General features: G+C 38.0%; 13 protein-coding genes and 1 pseudogene. 3 read left to right on the top strand and 11 right to left on the bottom strand.

Annotation, left to right across the window (positions count from 1 at the left end; all coding sequences use genetic code 11):
- Positions 1-165 precede the first annotated feature (165 nt).
- The 7 genes and pseudogenes from ACZZZC_RS05155 to ACZZZC_RS05125 all read right to left on the bottom strand — a co-directional run bounded on the left by ACZZZC_RS05155 (position 166) and on the right by ACZZZC_RS05125 (position 11162).
- Positions 166-1578, bottom strand: coding sequence for an MBL fold metallo-hydrolase (locus tag ACZZZC_RS05155; RefSeq protein ID WP_463485124.1), 1413 nt, complete (start codon positions 1576-1578; stop codon positions 166-168).
- A gap of 332 nt (positions 1579-1910) precedes the next feature.
- Positions 1911-2930, bottom strand: coding sequence for an asparaginase (locus ACZZZC_RS05150; RefSeq protein ID WP_265799077.1), 1020 nt, complete (start codon positions 2928-2930; stop codon positions 1911-1913).
- A 501-nt stretch (positions 2931-3431) separates the two neighbouring features.
- Complete coding sequence (locus ACZZZC_RS05145; RefSeq protein WP_463485123.1) at positions 3432-4199, bottom strand: TatD family hydrolase; 768 nt, start codon at positions 4197-4199, stop codon at positions 3432-3434.
- 214 nt (positions 4200-4413) lie between these two features.
- Positions 4414-7247: pseudogene (uvrA, locus tag ACZZZC_RS05140) on the bottom strand (excinuclease ABC subunit UvrA); the annotation flags it as partial.
- Between the two features lie 112 nt (positions 7248-7359).
- Positions 7360-8268, bottom strand: coding sequence for a hypothetical protein (locus ACZZZC_RS05135; RefSeq protein ID WP_463485121.1), 909 nt, complete (start codon positions 8266-8268; stop codon positions 7360-7362).
- A gap of 759 nt (positions 8269-9027) precedes the next feature.
- Complete coding sequence (locus tag ACZZZC_RS05130; protein ID WP_463485120.1) at positions 9028-10071, bottom strand: 2Fe-2S iron-sulfur cluster-binding protein; 1044 nt, start codon at positions 10069-10071, stop codon at positions 9028-9030.
- 308 nt (positions 10072-10379) lie between these two features.
- Positions 10380-11162: a lytic transglycosylase domain-containing protein gene (locus ACZZZC_RS05125; protein ID WP_265799082.1), complete on the bottom strand. Its 783-nt coding sequence runs from the start codon at positions 11160-11162 to the stop codon at positions 10380-10382.
- Between the two features lie 265 nt (positions 11163-11427).
- Between ACZZZC_RS05125 and ACZZZC_RS05120 the strand changes: the two genes are divergently transcribed.
- The 3 genes from ACZZZC_RS05120 to ACZZZC_RS05110 all read left to right on the top strand — a co-directional run bounded on the left by ACZZZC_RS05120 (position 11428) and on the right by ACZZZC_RS05110 (position 14775).
- The gene (locus ACZZZC_RS05120; RefSeq protein WP_463486686.1) at positions 11428-13026 is read left to right on the top strand and encodes a pseudouridine synthase; all 1599 of its coding nucleotides are present in this window, start codon (positions 11428-11430) and stop codon (positions 13024-13026) included.
- 139 nt (positions 13027-13165) lie between these two features.
- The gene (locus tag ACZZZC_RS05115; protein ID WP_463486685.1) at positions 13166-14275 is read left to right on the top strand and encodes a lactonase family protein; all 1110 of its coding nucleotides are present in this window, start codon (positions 13166-13168) and stop codon (positions 14273-14275) included.
- 5 nt (positions 14276-14280) lie between these two features.
- Positions 14281-14775 (top strand): SRPBCC family protein, encoded by a 495-nt coding sequence (locus ACZZZC_RS05110; protein WP_463486684.1) that lies wholly within the window; start codon positions 14281-14283, stop codon positions 14773-14775.
- Between the two features lie 191 nt (positions 14776-14966).
- Here the strand turns inward: ACZZZC_RS05110 and ACZZZC_RS05105 are convergent, their stop codons facing one another.
- From ACZZZC_RS05105 to ACZZZC_RS05090, 4 genes are all read right to left on the bottom strand, one after another.
- Entirely contained in the window at positions 14967-15413 is a 447-nt protein-coding gene (locus ACZZZC_RS05105; RefSeq protein ID WP_463485115.1) for a KTSC domain-containing protein, read from the bottom strand.
- Between the two features lie 235 nt (positions 15414-15648).
- Positions 15649-17529 (bottom strand): glycoside hydrolase family 35 protein, encoded by a 1881-nt coding sequence (locus tag ACZZZC_RS05100; RefSeq protein WP_463486683.1) that lies wholly within the window; start codon positions 17527-17529, stop codon positions 15649-15651.
- A gap of 247 nt (positions 17530-17776) precedes the next feature.
- A complete protein-coding gene (gene bshA, locus ACZZZC_RS05095; protein ID WP_463486682.1) occupies positions 17777-18919 on the bottom strand; it encodes an N-acetyl-alpha-D-glucosaminyl L-malate synthase BshA in 1143 nt (380 codons plus the stop codon).
- Positions 18920-19161: 242 nt separating this feature from the next.
- Positions 19162-19512, bottom strand: a complete 351-nt coding sequence (locus ACZZZC_RS05090) for a GxxExxY protein (protein WP_463486681.1) — start codon at positions 19510-19512, stop codon at positions 19162-19164.
- Positions 19513-19562: the final 50 nt, after the last annotated feature.

Here is a 19562-nt window from a genome sequence, read left to right as displayed (position 1 = left end):
GGAAATTGGGAATAGGAAATAGATAAGTACTTACATCAATTTACTTCTCAATAGAAATTTGCGAATAGGTATTGATCAAATGTTTTAATCAACCGCATTAATAATAGATATGCGTTTTTCTATTTCCAAATTTTCTATTTCCCATTCACTACTTTCCACTTCCTGCTAAACTTTCATCGCCTTACTCGGGCAAGCAAAATCGGTTCTTTTTAAACCTGTATTCTTAATAGCCCCGTAACCACCAGCGATATCAATTACATGCTCTACGCCACGAGATTTTAGAATAGAGGCCGCAATCATCGATCGGTAACCGCCCGCACAATGAATATAATAAGTTTTATTTGGGTCAATCTCTCCCATCCAATCGTTAATAAAATCCAAAGGGCGACTTAAAGTAAATTCCAAATGTTCCGATTCATATTCACCCGGTTTACGAACATCAAGGGCGATTATTTCTTGTTCTGTTACGGCTTTTTCAAAAATTTCTGCTGAAATGGTTTCGATAGTATCAATTTCTTTTCCGGCATCAGTCCACCGTTCAAAACCACCATTCAGATATCCAATTGTACTGTCATAACCCACACGAGTTAAGCGGGTGATGGTTTCCTCCTCTTTTCCTCCATCAGTAATCAACAAAATGGGTTGATTTAAATCGGTAATTAGTGCGCCAACCCAAGGGGCAAACTGCCCATTCAGGCCGATGTTAATGGCATTAGGAATAAATCCTTTTGCAAAGACTTGTGGGTCGCGGGTATCGAGCATAATTGCTCCGGTTTGGTTCGCGGTATCTTCAAAAGCTTGTGGCGTTAAAGCATTTAAACCTTTTTCATAAATGCCATCAATACTTTCTACACCGCCTTTATTTATCGCAGCATTTTTAGCAAAATACTGTGGAGGAGGCATAATACCATCCGTAACTTCTGATATAAATTGTTCTTTGGTTTGTGCCTTAAGTGCGTAATTCACTTCTTTTTGATGACCTAAGGTATCAAAAGTTTCCTTGCTCATGCTTTTTCCGCAAGCAGAACCCGCACCATGTGCAGGATACACTATCACATCATCGGCTAAGGGCTTGATTTTTTCATTTAGAGAATCGTAAAGCATTCCTGCTAAATCTTCCATGGTTAAATTACCTTTCTGCGCTAAATCCGGACGACCAACATCTCCTATAAATAGCGTATCGCCACTAAAAATACAATGATCTTTTCCATTCTCATCAGTTAATAAATAAGTGGTCGATTCTAAGGTATGACCAGGCGTATGCAAAGCCGTAATGGTTAAATCGCCTATTTGGAACTTCTCGCCATCTTTAGCAATGTGCGATTCAAATTCTGTTTTGGCGGTTGGTCCGTAGATAATTTTAGCGCCAGATTTATCGGCTAAATCCACGTGGCCAGAAACAAAATCTGCATGAAAATGGGTTTCAAAAATATACTTAATTATTGCGCCAGCTTTCTCAGCTTTCTTCAAATAAGTTCCAACTTCTCTCAGTGGATCTATAATCGCAGCTTCGCCGTTACTTTCAATGTAATAAGCGGCCTCTGCCAAACACCCAGTATATATTTGTTCTATTTTCATGATTTATCTGTTTGTCACCCTGAATCTATTTCAGGGTCTTATTGAATAGATGCTGAATCAAGTTCAGCATGACGGATTTATTAACAAAAATAGTGCTAAATACGAACAACCGAAATGATGGTGCTCATAATTGCAGAAGTTTTACTTACCGAATTTCTTGATGAACCCTTGTTTGATGTTTTTTTGCAGTAATTGGCCACCTAAGCCCGATAGTAGTGAAATACTTTTTGTAGCTCAACCGATGGGAGTTGCGAACACATTGACAAAAAGATTAAACGGATAGCGGGAGTTGCCTTAAAAAATGCACCTGCATTTGCCTTTCAAACCAATAATTAATCTTTTGTTAATTCACCACGTAATGATTCATCCATTAACTTCCGGCTTTCTTCTAAAGGTAAGCCGAGGCCTAAAACATACATTAGTTTAGTTACCGCAGCTTCAAAAGTAAGGTCGTAACCACTAATAATGCCCATTTTTAATAACTCGCGACTGGTTTCGTACCTACCTAAGTGCACCGATCCCTTTTTGCATTGAGAAATATCGATGATGATTTTACCGTTTAAAATAGCCTTGCGAAGACTATCTAAAAACCATTGGGCAGTAGTGGTATTGCCAGATCCAAAAGCTTCTAAAATGATGGCGTCGACTTTAGAATCGGTAATCGCTGACACAGCCTGAGGCGTTATGCCTGGATATAACTTTAACACACCGATGTTAGAATTAAAGTTGGTATTGAGTTTAAGTTTCCCATCTGGCGCTTTCATTACATAATTGGTGTTGAATTGCAAATGCACACCAGCTTCGGCCAAAACAGGATAATTTGGTGAACGGAAAGCCTCAAACTTTTCGCTATTGTATTTTATAGAACGATTACCTCTGAATAACTGAGCGTCGAAATAAATGCAAACTTCCGGAAACAGTGATTTTCCATCCTCTTTTGTCGCTGCGATTTCCAACGCAGTGATGAGATTTTCCTTTGCATCTGTCCTGATTTCGCCGATGGGCAGCTGAGAACCTGTTAAAACAACAGCTTTACCTAAATTTTCGAGCATAAAACTGAGCGCCGAGGCCGTAAAAGCCATGGTATCTGAGCCATGCAAAATAACAAAGCCGTCATAAAGATCATATTTGGTGTTAATCAACTCTGCCAAAGTTTTCCAAATCTCTGGATCCATGTTAGAAGAATCTAATACAGGAGTGAACGAGTGAACATCTAAATGATAATCTAAACGACTTAATTCCGGAACATTTTCTTTAATCTGTTCGAAATTGAAAGGAATTAACATTCCGTTTACGGGATCGTTTACCATACCGATGGTACCACCGGTATAAATTATTAGAATCTTTGTCATTTGGTTGGTTTTGGTTGCTCAACGCAAAGAAACTAAAAATTTAGAGATGAAAATAGTTATTTTTAATATTGATAATTATTTAGGCGAATTTGGCATTTTATTTATGAGATTGATTATATAGCTAAACAAAAATGAAATATTAATTATAACTGTTAATACAACGAATATAATTGAGTGATAGTTTTGCGCTGATACTGGTCGGAATTGAGATTGAGAAGGTGGCTAAACTGAATTGTTTGAATGAACGATCTACAGGAAGAACTCGGGATGAACGATCCGCATGAGCGATCGTCAACCTGAATTTATTTCAGGATCTTAATGGTTATGCTAAAAACGAAGAAAGGAAAAATCAGTATAAGCTGAGAAAAAAATCAACAATCGAAGCGATCCATGGCAAAAAATCTGCGAAATTTGCGGCATCAGCGGGAAAAATCAAATCGACTCAATTAGAAACGAAAATCTCCCGCAGATTAAGGTGATTTACGCAGAAACTACCGTGATTTAAACACCAAAAATCTTTTTTGAATTTTCAGTAGTTACATCGGCGATCGCTTCCACCGAAACACCATAAATATCAGCTAATTTTTGAGCAATGTAAATTAGATAACTGCTTTCATTTGGTTTTCCACGAAAAGGAACAGGCGCTAAATATGGTGAATCAGTTTCAAGAACTAAATTTTCCAAAGGAATTTCCGACAAAACAAGATCTAGTCCTGCTTTTTTATAGGTTACTACGCCTCCAATGCCTAAATAGAAATTTAAATCGATGGCTTGTTTAGCTTGAGCTAAATTGCCGGTAAAGCAATGAAATATTCCCCGCAGCTTTTCGTCACGCTCGCTTTCTAATACCTCAAAAACTTCATCGAAAGCCTCACGACAGTGAATTACGATTGGTAAGCCGAGTTTTTTTGCCCAAGCAATTTGTTTGCGGAAGGCGTCTTGCTGAATAGTTAATGTGGTTTTATCCCAATATAAATCAATTCCTATTTCACCAATGGCATAAATTTTTCTGCCAGCAATGCTTTGGTAAATTTCATCTAAAACTGACAGATAATCTTCCTTCACATCACATGGATGAAGACCAGCCATTGCAAAACAATTCTCTGGATATTTGCTTACCAAATCATCAATCATTGCAATCGATTTGACATCAACATTGGGAAGAAAAAGTCTATTTACATCATTTTCAAAGCAACGTTCCATTAACTGGCTTTGCTTTTCAGCATCTTGCTCATAATATAAATGGGTATGGGTATCGGTAAAAATCATTTCTTTAGTGTAAAATGGATGATGTATGAACTGGCCGTCATTGCGAGGAACGAAGCAATCCTAATCCCCTATTGGCAACCTTATGTCATAAGATTGATCCGTGCCTCGCAAGGATGAAAGCCTAATCTTTTTGCTTAACTTTTTTGATGACCTTCTCTTTTTTGACTTCGGACTTTTGACTCACGACTTCAGACTGATGACTAAACTCCCACTCCATTTCCTTTTTCAAAAATTTTCCGGTCAAGCTAATTGGGTTTTGGATCAAACCTTCGGGCGTACCCTCGAAAAGAATTCTTCCCCTCCGGCTCCGCCTTCTTCTCCCAAATCAATTACCCAATCGGCCACCTTAACTACATCCAGGTTGTGCTCAATCACTAAAATGGTATTTCCTTTATCTACAAGCTCCTGCAGAACTCCCAAAAGCACATTGATATCTTCAAAGTGAAGTCCTGTAGTAGGTTCATCTAAAATATAAAAGGTTTTTCCGGTGTCTTTCTTCGAAAGTTCAGTAGCCAACTTAACCCGCTGTGCTTCACCACCAGATAAAGTAACCGATGATTGTCCTAAAGTGATATAACCTAAGCCAACATCCTTAAGGGTTTTGATCTTACGATAAATGATCGGAATATTTTCGAAAAACACGCAGGCGTCTTCTATACTCATGTCCAGCACATCACTAATAGATTTTCCACGGAAACGAACTTCTAAAGTTTCTCTATTGTAGCGCTTTCCACCGCATTCTTCGCAAGGAACCTGAACGTCTGGTAAAAAGTTCATCTCTATTACCTTCAATCCAGCGCCCTGGCAAGTTTCGCATCTTCCTCCTTTTACATTAAAAGAGAAACGGCCAGGTTTATAACCCCGAATTTTCGCTTCAGGAAGTTGTACAAATAGATTTCTGATATCAGAAAAAACACCCGTATATGTTGATGGATTTGAACGTGGCGTTCTCCCGATTGGAGCCTGATCAATTTCAATCACCTTATCTATTTCTTTTAAACCAGTAATTTTTTCGTAAGGAAGCGGTGTTTTCTTCGCTCTAAAAAAATGGTGATTTAAAATTGGATACAGCGTTTCTGTAATCAAACTCGACTTCCCTGATCCTGAAACCCCAGTTACCGCAATAAATTTGCCTAAAGGAAAATCTACAGAAACTTCTTTCAGGTTATGACCTGTAGCTTTAATGATGGAAAGTTTGTGTCCATTCCCTTTTCTACGAACCTTCGGCGTTTCTATCTTTTTCTCGCCATTTAAGTATGCCGCGGTTAAGGTTTTCGATTTTAAAATTTCTTTCGCAGTTCCTTCAGCAACTACTGTTCCGCCATGAATCCCTGCTCCTGGCCCAACATCAATCACCCAATCGGCTTCCAAAATCATATCCTTATCGTGTTCAACAACCAAAACGGTATTACCTAAATCACGGAGATTTTTTAACGCATTAATCAGGCGCTCGTTATCTCGCTGGTGTAAACCGATACTTGGCTCATCCAGAATGTACATTACATTCATTAGTTGCGAACCGATTTGAGTAGCCAAACGGATCCGTTGTGCTTCTCCACCAGAAAGCGTACGGGCAGTACGATCTAACGTTAGATAAGTTAGACCAACATCGGTTAAGAAACCAATCCTCGCTTTTATCTCTTTTAAAATTTCTTTTGCGATAATATGCTGGCGATCAGAAAGCCGGTCATCAACATGCTCAAACCAGGCATGAAGATTATTGATATCCATCGAAGCAAGCTCAAAAATATTTTTGCCATCAACCTTGAAATGTAAACTTTCCTTTTTCAAACGAGCACCATGGCACTCCGGACAAGTTTTCAATTTCCGAAAAGCATCCATATCATCAGATGCAGATTCGCTTCGCTTCTCGTTCTGCTCCTCTAACATTTTAATTATACCATCGAAAGTGATGTTATAATTCTGAACATTCCATTTGTTATATTCTACTTCAACTTTGATCAGATCATGAGAACCATTTAAAATAATATTGATCACCTCATCACTCAATTTATCAATCGGTGTAGATAAAGAGAAACTGTATTTTTTTGCCAAAGCTTTTAATACCTGGAACATCCAGATATCGCGATATTCGCCAAGTGGAGCCAAACCACCATTTAAGATGCTCAATTTTGGATTCGGCATAACCGATTCCTTATCCACAACGAAGATATATCCCAAACCATCACAACGTTCGCAAGCACCATAAGGTGAGTTAAACGAAAAACTATTTGGCTGAGGCTCATCGTAAGAAATACCGGTAGTTGGGCACATCAGGAATTTACTGAAGTGAGCGACATTATTATCCTTATCACTGATTTTGATGACGCCTTTACCCATTTTCATGGCCGTTTGAACCGAATCCAAAAGACGCTTCTTGTCTTTATCATCAACAATTAAACGATCAATAACCACTTCAATATCGTGGATTTTATAACGATCGACCTGCATTTTGGCCGTAATATCTTTGATTTCTCCATCAACGCGAACTTTAACATAACCTTGTTTACGGATTTGTTCAAAAAGCTCACGATAATGGCCTTTTCTACCCTTAACTACAGGCGCCAGAATGTTTACAGCACTCCCATCAAATTTATTGAAGATGTTTTGCAGAATCTGATCTTCGCTCATGCGTTCCATTTTCTCACCTGTATTGTACGAGTAAGCATCGGCTACACGGGCGTAAAGCAAACGCATAAAATCATAAATCTCAGTGATGGTTCCAACGGTAGAGCGTGGATTCTTACTGGTGGTTTTTTGTTCAATGGCAATTACCGGACTTAAACCAGATACCTTGTCTACATCAGGGCGCTCCATCCCCCCCATAAACTGTCGGCTGTAAGCACTAAATGTTTCCATGTAGCGGCGCTGGCCTTCTGCGTAAATGGTATCAAAAGCTAAGGATGATTTCCCACTTCCACTTAAACCGGTAATCACTACCAGTTGGTTTCGGGGGAAACTTACATCTATATTTTTTAAATTATGTACCCTCGCACCATATACTTCTACATCTTTTTGCTCGCCGAGGTCGACAGATTTATTGCTCATATTTTGTTCAAAAGTTGGGATGAAATTCAGGCTGAAAACACACTAAATTTCAATCCGCAAAAATGCTAAAAATTTTATCAAAAAGAAAGTCTAAACCAATCTGTATTAAGGATTAATTGTCATAATGTTTACTCCTGTTTCGCAGAAAACCTGACGAAAAACCGAAACGCAAATAGCCATAGTGATCCTGGAAGTAAATGTTATAATTATCTTCTCCATAATAACCAACTGCAGCCATCAGAAACACGTTATTCATAAACGGAAAACTGTAATTGAAGTTAACTTCAGCATTTAACCGCTTCTGTAAATTCATTAGATTTTTCGATGGAATTTTATTCACTGCGTAAGAAATCTCACTATTTAAACGCCAGGTTTCCTTCTCGGTTTTAACATTCGCTTTGTTTCTGGCTTTTTTTTCAATATCATCGTATTTTCTCAAGGAGAAATTATAGACGATCCTTGTAAAGCCAAAACCCAAATCCAGGGCAGGTTCATATCTAAAGAATTTATGCCATTGCAAGCCTACACGATGATTAACGGAATAATAATTTTCATCGGTGCGGCCTGGAATAAGATGACCAAATCGATATGATGCGGTTAAATAGTTGGCATTAAAATTCCCCGTAAGGGTGTTGACCGTTCCATCCGGATTAATCGCCTCTTGGTCCTGCCCATTAGAATGGTGCGTAAACGCCATCTCTGCATACTTGTAATTTTCAGGATTGGTATTTAAGCGAGCATATGCAGCAAAACCTAAACGATAACTCGGCGTTCGAACGCCAGCAGAAAATTCATTTCTAACCCTTACGGTAAAATCGGGAATAATTGCGAACGCTATTGGTGATTTATAACTGCCCAAAAGCATATAAGTTGTAGTTAACCTGCCATTGATTACATATTTTGATGGCGCACCGAGTTCGCCTGCAGGAGAAGTATAGGAAAAATCGGCGTTTTCTTTGTATAGATTTACGTATTGTTTATTTGCAACTTCTCTTTTGATGGAGAGTGAATCTTTATCCATACTTTGCGCAAAAGCAAATAGGCAGAAAAGATTAAAAAAAATAAAATAAAGAAAATGTTTTTTCATCAATCAATAAACGTCGGTTTTTGACTCTTGGTTTTTGGGCAACGGGTTTTAAAGGAGTTAATAGTTGAGCCAAACTCTTATATTCGCTTAAAGATGTTTAAAACGAAATGGGTTGCGTAAAGCTAGCGGTTGACTGCAACTTTACCAACAAGCTGACTATAACCAATGACAACTAAGGAGATAATTATAGTGCTGGTAATCCATGTCATTCTCCCGTTGATAGGACTTTTATATTTTTTGATGCTAATTAGGCAGATAAAAAATGAAGAGATATTGAATGCCCCGATACCAGAACTACTTATGGTTTTTGTAACTTATGGAGGACTTTTACTTGTTGTACTTACGACATTACTTTGGAAATGGTCAGGAATGGCTTCTGTAGGGAGTTTGTATTTAACTCTTGTAGCACCAATTTTTATGGGGCTAATTGCTTATAGACATCGGCTGACAAGGACAATCTCCAAGTATCATAATTGGACATACATCTCAGGAATTTTATATTTTATAATTGCACCTCTGACATTCGGACTACTATTTCTTGCAAGAAAAAACTAAACAGCGTAATAAAACTGTAGGTAACAATGATTTGATAAAGTCCGAAAATCTTTTCTTCAAGCTCTCCATGCTTCTAGTAATTTCACTCACTCCCACATCTCCAAGCATTATAACGTTACATTAACAAAGTCTCATCCTTTACCACTCAATCGTCGTTCCATTTTCTGTCGGGCGACCGGTACACACCAAAACCCTACCCCGCTCAATCTCTTCATCAGTTAGCACTTCGTTGTAATCCATCCGGACATTGCCTTTAGTACAGTTGGCTACGCAAGTACTGCAAACACCGCCGCGACAACTGTAAGGAAGTTTAATTTTATTCTCCAGTGCCACATCTAAAATTCGCTTTGGCCATGGAATATCGAGGTTGTAACGTGTACCCTGAAAACATAAAATTACAGAGTAGCTATTTTTATCAACCACTTTCTCCGTACTATCATCTTCATCAACTTCATCTTCTGGCAATACAAAAGTTTCTCTTTTAATCTGCTTGATATCAAAACCCATCCCTAACAAAGTAATTCTACACAAATCCATATAAATAATTGGCCCGCAAGTATAGAATAAAGCATCCTCTCTTTTGAAGTGCAAATGTTCTTTGAGTAACTTTTCGATATAAAATTTGTTCAAACGGGCAGTCATCAGGTTTTTGCTATTGCTAAATACCCAAACAATTTTTAATCTTTCGGGATATTTTTGCTGCCACTCGTTAAGTTCATCGTAAAACAGCGCATCTTCTTTTGATCGGTTACTATATATTAAAGTGATCAAGGAATATTTCTCTCTTACCAAAGCGGTTTTTAAAATGGAGAAAAGCGGCGTAATGCCAACTCCGGCTGCAAAAAGAAACAGATCTCTTTTTAATTGCTCCTCAGGCAAATAACTAAACAAACCCTGGGGTTCTTGTGCATAAAGAATATCATTAAGCGCTGTTTTATGGTGCAAAAACCTGGAAATCTCTCCATTCTCTACCCGCTTAACGGTAATCGCAAGCGGCTCATCTACATCTGGTGAGCTGTTAAATGAATACGACCGACGCACTTCTCTGTTTTTACCTTCAAAAATCAAGGACACAAACTGACCAGCAAGATATTTTGGATAATTGCCTTCTACATCCTCAAATTGGAATGTAATGTTATCTCCGGGTTGATTGATGATATTGTTAATGCGAAGTTTGAACATAGTTAGGATCAAAGATAAAGGAACAAGGATTAAAGAACAAGGAGCAAAGATTAATACCCTAAGAAGAGTCCAAGATCTCCCATCACCATATAAAAAAGGAAAACTGAAAATGTGTGACCAAAAACAACTGGATGAAATTTAAAAGCACAGAAACTAAAGCTGGAAGACTGGGCAAAACGAACGCTCATCGTCTATTTAATAAAGATATCTGTTAATCTGCGGCCAATGATGAAATCATCTGCATAAAAAAAGCGTCCAGAATTAAATCCGGACGCCTTACCAAATGCTTTGTTTTTACCTTAATAATGTTATTCGCCGTTATAGGCCAATAATACTCGCTCTTTTTTGTATCCGTAGCGTTTCGGATGTTCCATAATCTGCTTCATCGAAATTACTTTATAAACGTAGCCACCGGTTTCGCGGTTTAACTTCATTTTGTAATAATTGTCTTGATTTTGATTATTGATCTGCTTACGCAAGCGGCCATCGCCTACGTTATAGGCTGCAGCAACTAAAGTCCAGCTCTCTAAACCTCTATACATTTCTTTAATGTATTTACAGGCAGCAACTGTAGATTTTCGCAAATTATAGCGTTCATCAACACTGCTGTTTACCTTTAGGCCGTAAGTACGGGCTGTACCAGGCATAAATTGCCAAATACCAGCAGCACCTTTTGGCGAAACACCCATAGCCGTTCCAGATTCAACCAGAGCTAAATACTTGAAATCATTAGGGATTCCGTAAGCAGCAAGAATTGGTTCAATTACCGGGAACCATTTGGCTGCTTTTTGATGCAAAACATTTGTTTGCATGTGCTTGAAATTGTGTGCGGCAAGAATTTTTTTCATTTTTCTCTCTACCTTTTTATCGCCTAATGGCAAGGTTTCATCCGCGAAGTTTAACTGAGCCATTAACGACTGAGGTTTGGCTACCTCTACAACTTTTACGCTGTCAGTTTTTGTTATTGTAGTGTTTAAATTTGCTTCTTTTGAAAGACTTTTTGGTACTAAGGGCATTTGGTAAGTGAACACTTTTGCCAAGATAAATAGTGTTGCCACTACCGCAAATGGTACGCTGTGTTTCTTTAACATCTTCCTCCTTTTTTTGGTGAACTTATATAAAAACGTCGGCAAAGCTAAAAAATAATAACCACATTATCAAATAGTTACAGAAATACCCTCTGAAATCGGCGTCTAAAGTGCTTTAAACGTGGATTTTAAATTTTGATTTTTCGATGCTTTTTTCTATTTTAGAGGCTATTTTTTGATTAAAATTTTCGCTACTCAACAATTGTAATGTTCATCAATTTTTCATAAATTTGCAGCCCGCATTTTAGGATGCGGCTAAAAGCGTATCATGATAAATAAAGACAACAGGAACAGTCGGGATGACAAGTCCAAATCGGGAAACCGGAGAACAGAAGGCAGAAGCAATGATGCCGGATCTGATAGAAGAAAATCAGACGACAAAGACAGTAAATTCAAAAAATCATCCGACTCAAGAGATAACTTCAGACCTAGAAGTTCAGACAATAAAGATTTCAAATCAAAATCATTCGGAGACAAAAAAGATTTCAAACCTAGATCAGGAAGCCGCGATTTCAAATCGAAAGATTCGGAACCACAAAGTTTTAAATTTGGCGATCGTGAATTCAAATCGAAAGATTCTGGAGCAAGATCAGAAGAACGTAGCTACAAATCAAAAGATGGCGGATCAAGGGATTACAAATCAAAAAGTGGCGATCGCGACTTCAAGCCGAGAGAAGGTGGATCAAGAGATTACAAACCAAGAACAGGAGATAGAGATTTTAAATCAAGAGAAGGTGGCTCAAGAGATTATAAACCAAGAACAGGAGAGCGTGGAGAGCGTGATTTCAAATCTAAGGATGGAGATTCGAGAGATTTTAAACCGAGAACTGGCGAACGTGACTTCAAACCAAGAGAAGGTGGACCGAGAGATTATAAACCAAGAACCGGCGAACGCGATTTCAAATCGAAAGATGGTGGATCAAGAGATTTTAAACCAAGAGAAGGTGGTTACAAGGATTTCAAATCCAAAGGCAAATCTGATGGATTCAGACCAAGTGCTGGAAGTTCAAGAGATGTAAAACCAAGGGAAGCAAGAGAAGGCGATTCTCGTCCGTTTAGAAAACGCGAAGAATCGCAACCTAGAGATACAGAGTTTAACCGTCCGGAAAGAACGGTGATTGCACCTGCACGCAAAACAAACGAAGACAAAGGCCTTATTCGCCTTAATAGATATATTTCAAACGCCGGCATTTGCTCTCGCCGTAAAGCTGATGAGTTAATTGCTGCAGGCGTAGTAACAGTAAATGGCGAAGCTGTTACAGAATTAGGCCATAAAGTTGATCCAGCAAAAGATTTAATTCGTTACAATGGCGAATTACTTAAGCGGGAGAAAAAAGTTTATGTGTTGTTAAACAAGCCGAAGGATTACATCACAACAACAGATGATCCTCAAGAGCGCCGTACTGTAATGCAATTGGTAGACAAAGCTAGTCGTGAGCGCATTTACCCAGTTGGCCGCTTAGATCGTAACACAACTGGTTTATTGTTGATGACAAATGATGGTGATTTAGCGGATAAATTATCGCACCCAAAAAATGGCATCACCAAAATTTACAATGTTGAGTTAGACAAATCATTATCTCAGGGAGATTTAAATAAAATCGCTTTCGGTTTAGAGCTTGAGGATGGCTTGATTAAACCAGACAACATCTCGTACGTTGCCGGTGGAACCAAAAAAGAAATCGGTATTCAAATTCACAGCGGTAAAAACAGAATTGTTCGTCGTATTTTCGAACACCTGGGTTATAGCGTAGAGAAATTAGATCGCGTAGTTTATGGCAACTTAACTAAAAAAGATTTACCTCGAGGAAGATGGAGATACCTGGAAGATCATGAGTTAATCCAGATTAAACATTTAATCAAATAATATTTAAAGGCAATCGAACGATTGCCTTTTCTGTTTGAGCACAACTCGTTACCGATCATTTTCTAAATCGCTAACCTCCTTGCTTAAAATTGCAGCAAACTTTTTTTTCGCCATATTTGTTTCTATAATAGTCATCATCATGAAAAAAAACATCATCATATTTTTAATGTCACTTCTATCAACCATTGCTTTTGCACAAAAAACCAATTACAACCTGCTGGTCGGCACATACACCGCACCCGGCAAAAGCGAAGGGATTTATACCTACAACTTTAATACTGCTACCGCAGCATCGAATTTAAAGCAGATTGCAAAAGGGATCGCCAATCCAAGCTATCTGGCAGTTTCGCCCGATAACAATTTCGTTTATGCCGTAAATGAAACTGGAAATACCAGCACCGTTAGCGCATTTAGTTATGATCAAAAAACCGGATTATTAAGTTTTTTAAACAAAGTTGATACTCATGGCGCTGATCCTTGTTTCGTTACTGTTGATAATAAAAATGTAATTGTAGCGAACTACAGTGGCGGTAGTTTAGCGGTTTTTCCACGCAATGCCGATGGCTCTTTAAGCGAAGCCAGCCAGGTGATTCAGCATACCGGAAAAAGTATCGATCCGAAAGGCAGACAAAAAAGTACTCATGTTCACATGGTGAAATTTACGCCTGACAAAAAACATCTTGTCGTTAATGACTTGGGAGAAGACCAGATTTATATTTACAATTATAATCCGACAGGCAAAGACAAAACACTTACCGAAAAAAAGGTTTTAAAAACAAATGCCGGAACCGGACCGAGACACATCACTTTTACTCCAAATGGAAAGTTTGCCTACCTCGTACATGAATTTAATGGAAGCATAACTGCTTTTAGCTATTTGAACGGAAATCTAACTAAGCTACAGGAAATCGGAACCACGCCTAAAAACTTTTCAGGATCGGTTGATGCGGCTGATATCCACGTCTCTGCAGATGGAAAATTCCTTTATGAAACTAACCGTGGCGATGCAAACAGCATTTCTGCATTTTCAATCCTCCCAACAGGTAAACTCAAATTTATAGAGACAGTGAGTACATTAGGTAAAGGACCACGAAATTACACCATAGATCCAAGTGGCAAGTACTTATTAATTGGCCATCAATACACCAATAACATTGTCGTTTTTAATCGGAATAAAATGACTGGAAAGCTTACCGATAGTGGTAAACGAATTGAAGTGGGTGCGCCTGTTTGTCTTGTCTTTAATTAAAAAAAATGGAAGATTTCGACTGGACCAGCTTTACCTTGAAGATCGCCATCAAAGCAAAGCTGGAGGATATCTATGACGCATGGACCAAGGCAGGAGAAATTGAAAAATGGTTTTTAAGCAGTTCGCAATTTTATGACGAGAACCATGTGCAGTTGAGCAAATCGCAAAAGGTACTTAAGGGTGATTTATACCAATGGATCTGGTATTTGTATGATGATGTGGAGCATGGGCGAATAACCGAAGCAAATGGTAAAAATCATTTTCAGTTCACCTTTGCTGGCGATTGCGTAGTAGATATTCTCCTTCGGGAAGAATACGAATATGTAATAGTTGAACTCACTCAAAATAATATTCCAACTGATGATCAATCGAAGCGAAATATTCGAATAGGTTGCCATGGAGGCTGGAGTTTCTACCTAGTAAATTTGAAATCAGTTTACGAGGGCGGCTTAGATTTGCGCAATAAAGACAATCGCTTTAAACCAATGCTGAATAATTAGATTTCTAATCATTTCCGAAAATAAATTCGTCATTACGAGGTTCGAAGCAATCTATTACGAAAGAGATTGCTTCGTGCCTCGCGATGACGACCGTTTTAGAAAATGACGGAATAGCAGTTTTTGTGAAAATTTGCTACAAACAAAAAAAAAGACCTGCCAAGCAAGTCTTTCATTTATATTTTTATTTAAAATTACGCAGGTTCTGCTACCCTTGCAACATTACGATAAGGATATTCATTAAAAATATGTCTACGGGCAAAGCGGCCTGGAGAATCTGCGTTAACTAATTTAACATAGATTGCTTTTGGCACATCAAAATATTCGTAAGCACTGCCATCGTAAAATTGAATGTTTAATACTTGTTGCTTGTATTCAAAATCCTGAATGTTTGATAAAGTTGTAGTTTGCGTATAGGTTTCTATATTTTGCTCGCGGGTTTCTGGTGCAATACTTACTAAAAAATGGTAAGCTTCGATAATCTCCTTACTTCTTGCTTCTGCATCTAATTTCTCTTCTTCTTGCTGAAATTTGTCTGGGTGACAATCTTTCATTAACGTACGGTATATCGATTTAAGATCCTTTAATTCAGCCTCTTTATCTACGTTCAAAAGCTTTCTGTAATCAACTATTTTTTTCATTTATGCTAACCTATTTTTAGTTTTCAAGAAATCAGTTTTCATTTTGTGTGATCGATGATTTCGAAGGCGCAAAGATACAATTTATAATCATTTGATTTTGAGAAAGTTTAATTTAATTACCTACGGTCATTCGGAAAGGAAATACAGGCAGCAAAACTTCTTAAATCGACATCTAACATCTGCGAAAGTCACCTAAAAAACATCAGGTGACTTCTCCAGATAAAAGGGATTAAAATTATTTTGTTAAACCATTCTCAGGCTTCAGTTCTTCCAAAATTGGTGTTGTTAAAGATTTAACTGACTTCTGCATCACATCATTTTTCTGCTCGAAAATAACAATGTCATTTTTTCCAACTTTTAACCAACAACCGGGAACATATAGAGTTTGTTGAGGGCCAACGCTCCAATAACGGCCAATATTTATTCCATTAATAAACACGATGCCTTTGCCAAAAGAGCGCATATCTAAAAATGTATCTCCCGTTTTAGCTAGCGTAAAATTCCCTTGGTAAATTGCTGGTTTGCCCGCAGTAGCCGTGTTTTTAGCCGATGTGATATTTGGTACCACATCCATAGGCAATTTATACATATCCCAGTTTCCGGTGATGGTTTGGCCATTGATGATTACGGGCGAAACAATTCCCTTAAAGCTGTTCACGATCTTAGCACCGTAGTTGATGCGTCCCATATTCTCCACAATAATATCCAACGTCGCATTAAATGGAATGTCAATTTCGCAGTCGTATTTTTTATAATAACTGTTCAATTCTGCCACTTTCGTCCCATTCACATAAACAATGGCATAATCGCGAAGGCCAGCTAATTCCAGTTTGCCACTTATAGGCTGATTGAATTTTTTACTGTACCAAACGTAACCATGTCCTTGGTTAAGTTCTTCAAACGTTAAGGGCTTATCGTCATTAACTGGAACAATTTTGCTTTTAATATCCTCTAAATCTACTGCCTTAGTTAATGCAATAGTCGAAATTGAAATAACAGGATTTTTTGCTGGTACCGCAGGAGTTGTAGCGGTCTTAAGCATCGAGCGTAAGGTGTCGTACTTTTTGGTTGCCCAGCCGGCTTCGCTAATAGGCGCATCATAATCGTAACTGGTTAAATCAGGTTGAATATCATGCTTGTTGTCATAATTGGCTCCTGAGGTAAAACCAAAATTTGTGCCCCCATGAACCATATAATAATTAAAGGAAACACCGGCATCCAAATATTTTTGAGTCTGCTTGGCTGTACTTTTATAAGAAACCTTTGGAAAAGGTTCTGCCCAATGGTCTAGCCAACCCGGATAAAATTCGGCAACCATGTAAGGGCCTTTGCCTCCATTATATTGATTGACAATTTCTTTCAGTTTAGTAACATCATCTTCACCATTTGCAGTTGGTAAAGCGCCAGGTAATGCGCCTCCTTCAAAAAGCCAGCTGCCGTCAGAAGTGAAAAAAGGTATATCAAAACCAACATCTTTCAGTTGCTGAAACACGGCAGCGCTATATTTTTTGTGATCTTCGAGACTAATATCTTTCCGTTGCGCTACGTAGGATCCAAATTCATTTTCTCCCTGAACCATTACAATTGGTCCACCGTTGCTAACTAAAAGTGGCTTAACCTGACCATATAAGGCTGTAAAATAAGCTTTCGTTGCTGCTAAATATTGAGGATTATTACCTCGAATTACCATTCCAGGAATTTTGGTTAGAAACCATGGATAGCCGCCAAACTCCCATTCGGCACAAACATATGGCCCGGGGCGAAGGATTACGAACAGCCCCTCTTCTTCAGCAATTTTGATGTATTCGGCTATGTCTTTGTTTCCCGATTTGAAATCCCAAACGCCAGGTGCAATCTCATGATAATTCCAGAAAACATAGGTTGCTACTGCATTCAAACCCATTGCTTTCATCATTTTCAAACGGTGGCGCCAATAAGGTTTCGGGATTCTCGAATAGTGCATTTCGCCACTATGAATTTGGATCGGCTTTCCATCTAAAAGGAAATTTCCATCTGCAATAGCGAAGGTGTGTTTTACAGCTACCTTTTTAGATTGGGCATTTACTGCTACCGCAATGCCCAGTAGCAGTGCAAGCATAAAAATTTTTGCTCTCATACGTTTATTAAAAGTTTCATTTCTAATCGGAATCAACCGAATAACAGGCACATATTTATTCAAAAATAATTCACTTAAAATTTAAGTTCTCTTAAAAAGAGCAAGTTTCTGCCATTTTTAAAGGATTTTTTTCAGACTTAAGTCAAACGTTTGATTGCGTTCAACTTCGCGGAAACGAATATTTTTTTCTATAAATAATATGCCCAAACCTTTAAATATAAGCGTTTAGGCAATAAAAAACCAAATTTTAGTATTTCGCCTGCAGCGAATTTTCAATCACCTCTTTATAGTAATCAACATAATAAGGTAGGATTTTTTTCAGATCAAAATCCTGCGCTCTTGTAAATGCATTTTCCTTAAAATATTTCAGCGTTTCATCATTACTTAAAATGGTTATCGCTTTATTAGCCATGTCTTCAACATCACCAACATCGCACATGTAACCACAATAATCATCAATATTTAATTCAGGCAAACCACCAGCATTTGAAGTAATTGCAGGCACTTTGCAAGCCATTGCTTCCAGGGCAGCCAAACCAAAGCTTTCTGATTCTGAAGGCATCAAAAACAAATCAGAAACCGATAAAATTTCTTCAACTGCATCTTGTTTACCCAAGAAACGCACATGATCGTCAATCCCTAAAGATCGGCAAAGCTGTTCATCGTAAGACCTTTCCGGACCGTCGCCAACCATTAAGAGTTTTGAAGGAATAACAGCCTGTACTTTTTCGAAAATCCGAATCACATCTGAAGTGCGCTTCACTTTCCGGAAATTTGAAGTATGAATTAAAATACGTTCATTATTGGGCGCAATCGCCTTTTTAAAGTGATCTTTTGCCTGCAGGCTAAAACGACTGAAGTCGATAAAATTCGGAATCACCTTAATTTCTTTAGTGATTGCAAAATGATTATAAGTATCCTCTTTTAAATCCTGAGAAACGGTTGTTACACCATCGCTTTGATTGATTGAAAAGGTTACTACAGGCTTATAGGTTGGATCTTTACCTACCAAAGTGATATCGGTACCATGCAAAGTGGTCACAACCGGAATATGAATGCCATAACTGGCTAAAATCTGCTTAGCCATGAAAGCTGCAGACGCGTGTGGAATGGCGTAATGCACATGCAAAACATCCAACTGCTCGAAACGAACCACATCTACCAGTTTGCTCGCCAAAGCAGATTCATAGGGTGCATAGTCGAAAAGTGGATAATCCCTTACAGAAACCTCATGATAAAAAAGGTTTGCAGAAAAAAAGTCAAGCCTGGCAGGCTGGCTATAGGTAATAAAGTGAACCTGGTGACCCTCGTTGGCGAGTGCTTTTCCAAGCTCCGTTGCAACTACTCCACTACCACCAAAAGTGGGGTAGCAAACAATTCCTATCTTCATCTGTAAATGTGTTGTTAACAACACAAATGTAGCCCATTTTTAGCTGAAATGCATGTCGGGATATTGCAATAAAAACTGAGTTATGGTGATAAGTTTTGGAGCTTTAGAGAAATAAGTGATAAGGCAGGCTTGTTAAGGTGGGACGCAGATTCGCAGATTTTCTTTTTAACTAAGTGTAACTCCAAAATCAAGAAGCTGAGACTAGCACTTAAGGTATTCTATAGGACCGAGAAAGTTAATTTCTATTTACTATTGATTATTCTTTTGTGTTGAAGAGATTTGTCAGTAAAATTAACAAGTAAGCCTATCTGCAAATTCGAGATCTTTAAATAATTTAAAACTTGAGCATAATGCTCGTCAACTATTATACTGCTGGATTTCACCTCAAGAATTATTTTATCATCAATCACAAAATCAGCATAAAATTTATGCTTAAGAATGACCTCCTTGTAATTAATCAAAAATTCTTTTTCTCTTTCATAAGAGATACCTATAGATACTAACTCATATTCAAAAGCATCTTTATATACTATTTCAGAAAACCCTTTTGGATCCGATGAATTTCCATAGTAATCCCTATTATTAAATGACATTCTTCTTGAAAAGGATAATCATCTCCATTGTAATAGGTGCTCATAATAAA

It is taken from the genome of Pedobacter sp. AC212 (assembly GCF_979258625.1).
This window is presented reverse-complemented; position numbering and strand designations above follow the sequence as displayed.

Coding starts and splice junctions, on each gene's coding strand:
- ACZZZC_RS05155 (WP_463485124.1), bottom strand. CDS start 1,578: ATGAAAATAGAACAAATATATACTGGGTGTTTGGCAGAGGCCGCTTAT.
- ACZZZC_RS05150 (WP_265799077.1), bottom strand. CDS start 2,930: ATGACAAAGATTCTAATAATTTATACCGGTGGTACCATCGGTATGGTA.
- ACZZZC_RS05145 (WP_463485123.1), bottom strand. CDS start 4,199: ATGATTTTTACCGATACCCATACCCATTTATATTATGAGCAAGATGCT.
- ACZZZC_RS05135 (WP_463485121.1), bottom strand. CDS start 8,268: ATGGATAAAGATTCACTCTCCATCAAAAGAGAAGTTGCAAATAAACAA.
- ACZZZC_RS05130 (WP_463485120.1), bottom strand. CDS start 10,071: ATGTTCAAACTTCGCATTAACAATATCATCAATCAACCCGGAGATAAC.
- ACZZZC_RS05125 (WP_265799082.1), bottom strand. CDS start 11,162: ATGTTAAAGAAACACAGCGTACCATTTGCGGTAGTGGCAACACTATTT.
- ACZZZC_RS05120 (WP_463486686.1), top strand. CDS start 11,428: ATGATAAATAAAGACAACAGGAACAGTCGGGATGACAAGTCCAAATCG.
- ACZZZC_RS05115 (WP_463486685.1), top strand. CDS start 13,166: ATGAAAAAAAACATCATCATATTTTTAATGTCACTTCTATCAACCATT.
- ACZZZC_RS05110 (WP_463486684.1), top strand. CDS start 14,281: ATGGAAGATTTCGACTGGACCAGCTTTACCTTGAAGATCGCCATCAAA.
- ACZZZC_RS05105 (WP_463485115.1), bottom strand. CDS start 15,413: ATGAAAAAAATAGTTGATTACAGAAAGCTTTTGAACGTAGATAAAGAG.
- ACZZZC_RS05100 (WP_463486683.1), bottom strand. CDS start 17,529: ATGAGAGCAAAAATTTTTATGCTTGCACTGCTACTGGGCATTGCGGTA.
- bshA (WP_463486682.1), bottom strand. CDS start 18,919: ATGAAGATAGGAATTGTTTGCTACCCCACTTTTGGTGGTAGTGGAGTA.
- ACZZZC_RS05090 (WP_463486681.1), bottom strand. CDS start 19,512: ATGTCATTTAATAATAGGGATTACTATGGAAATTCATCGGATCCAAAA.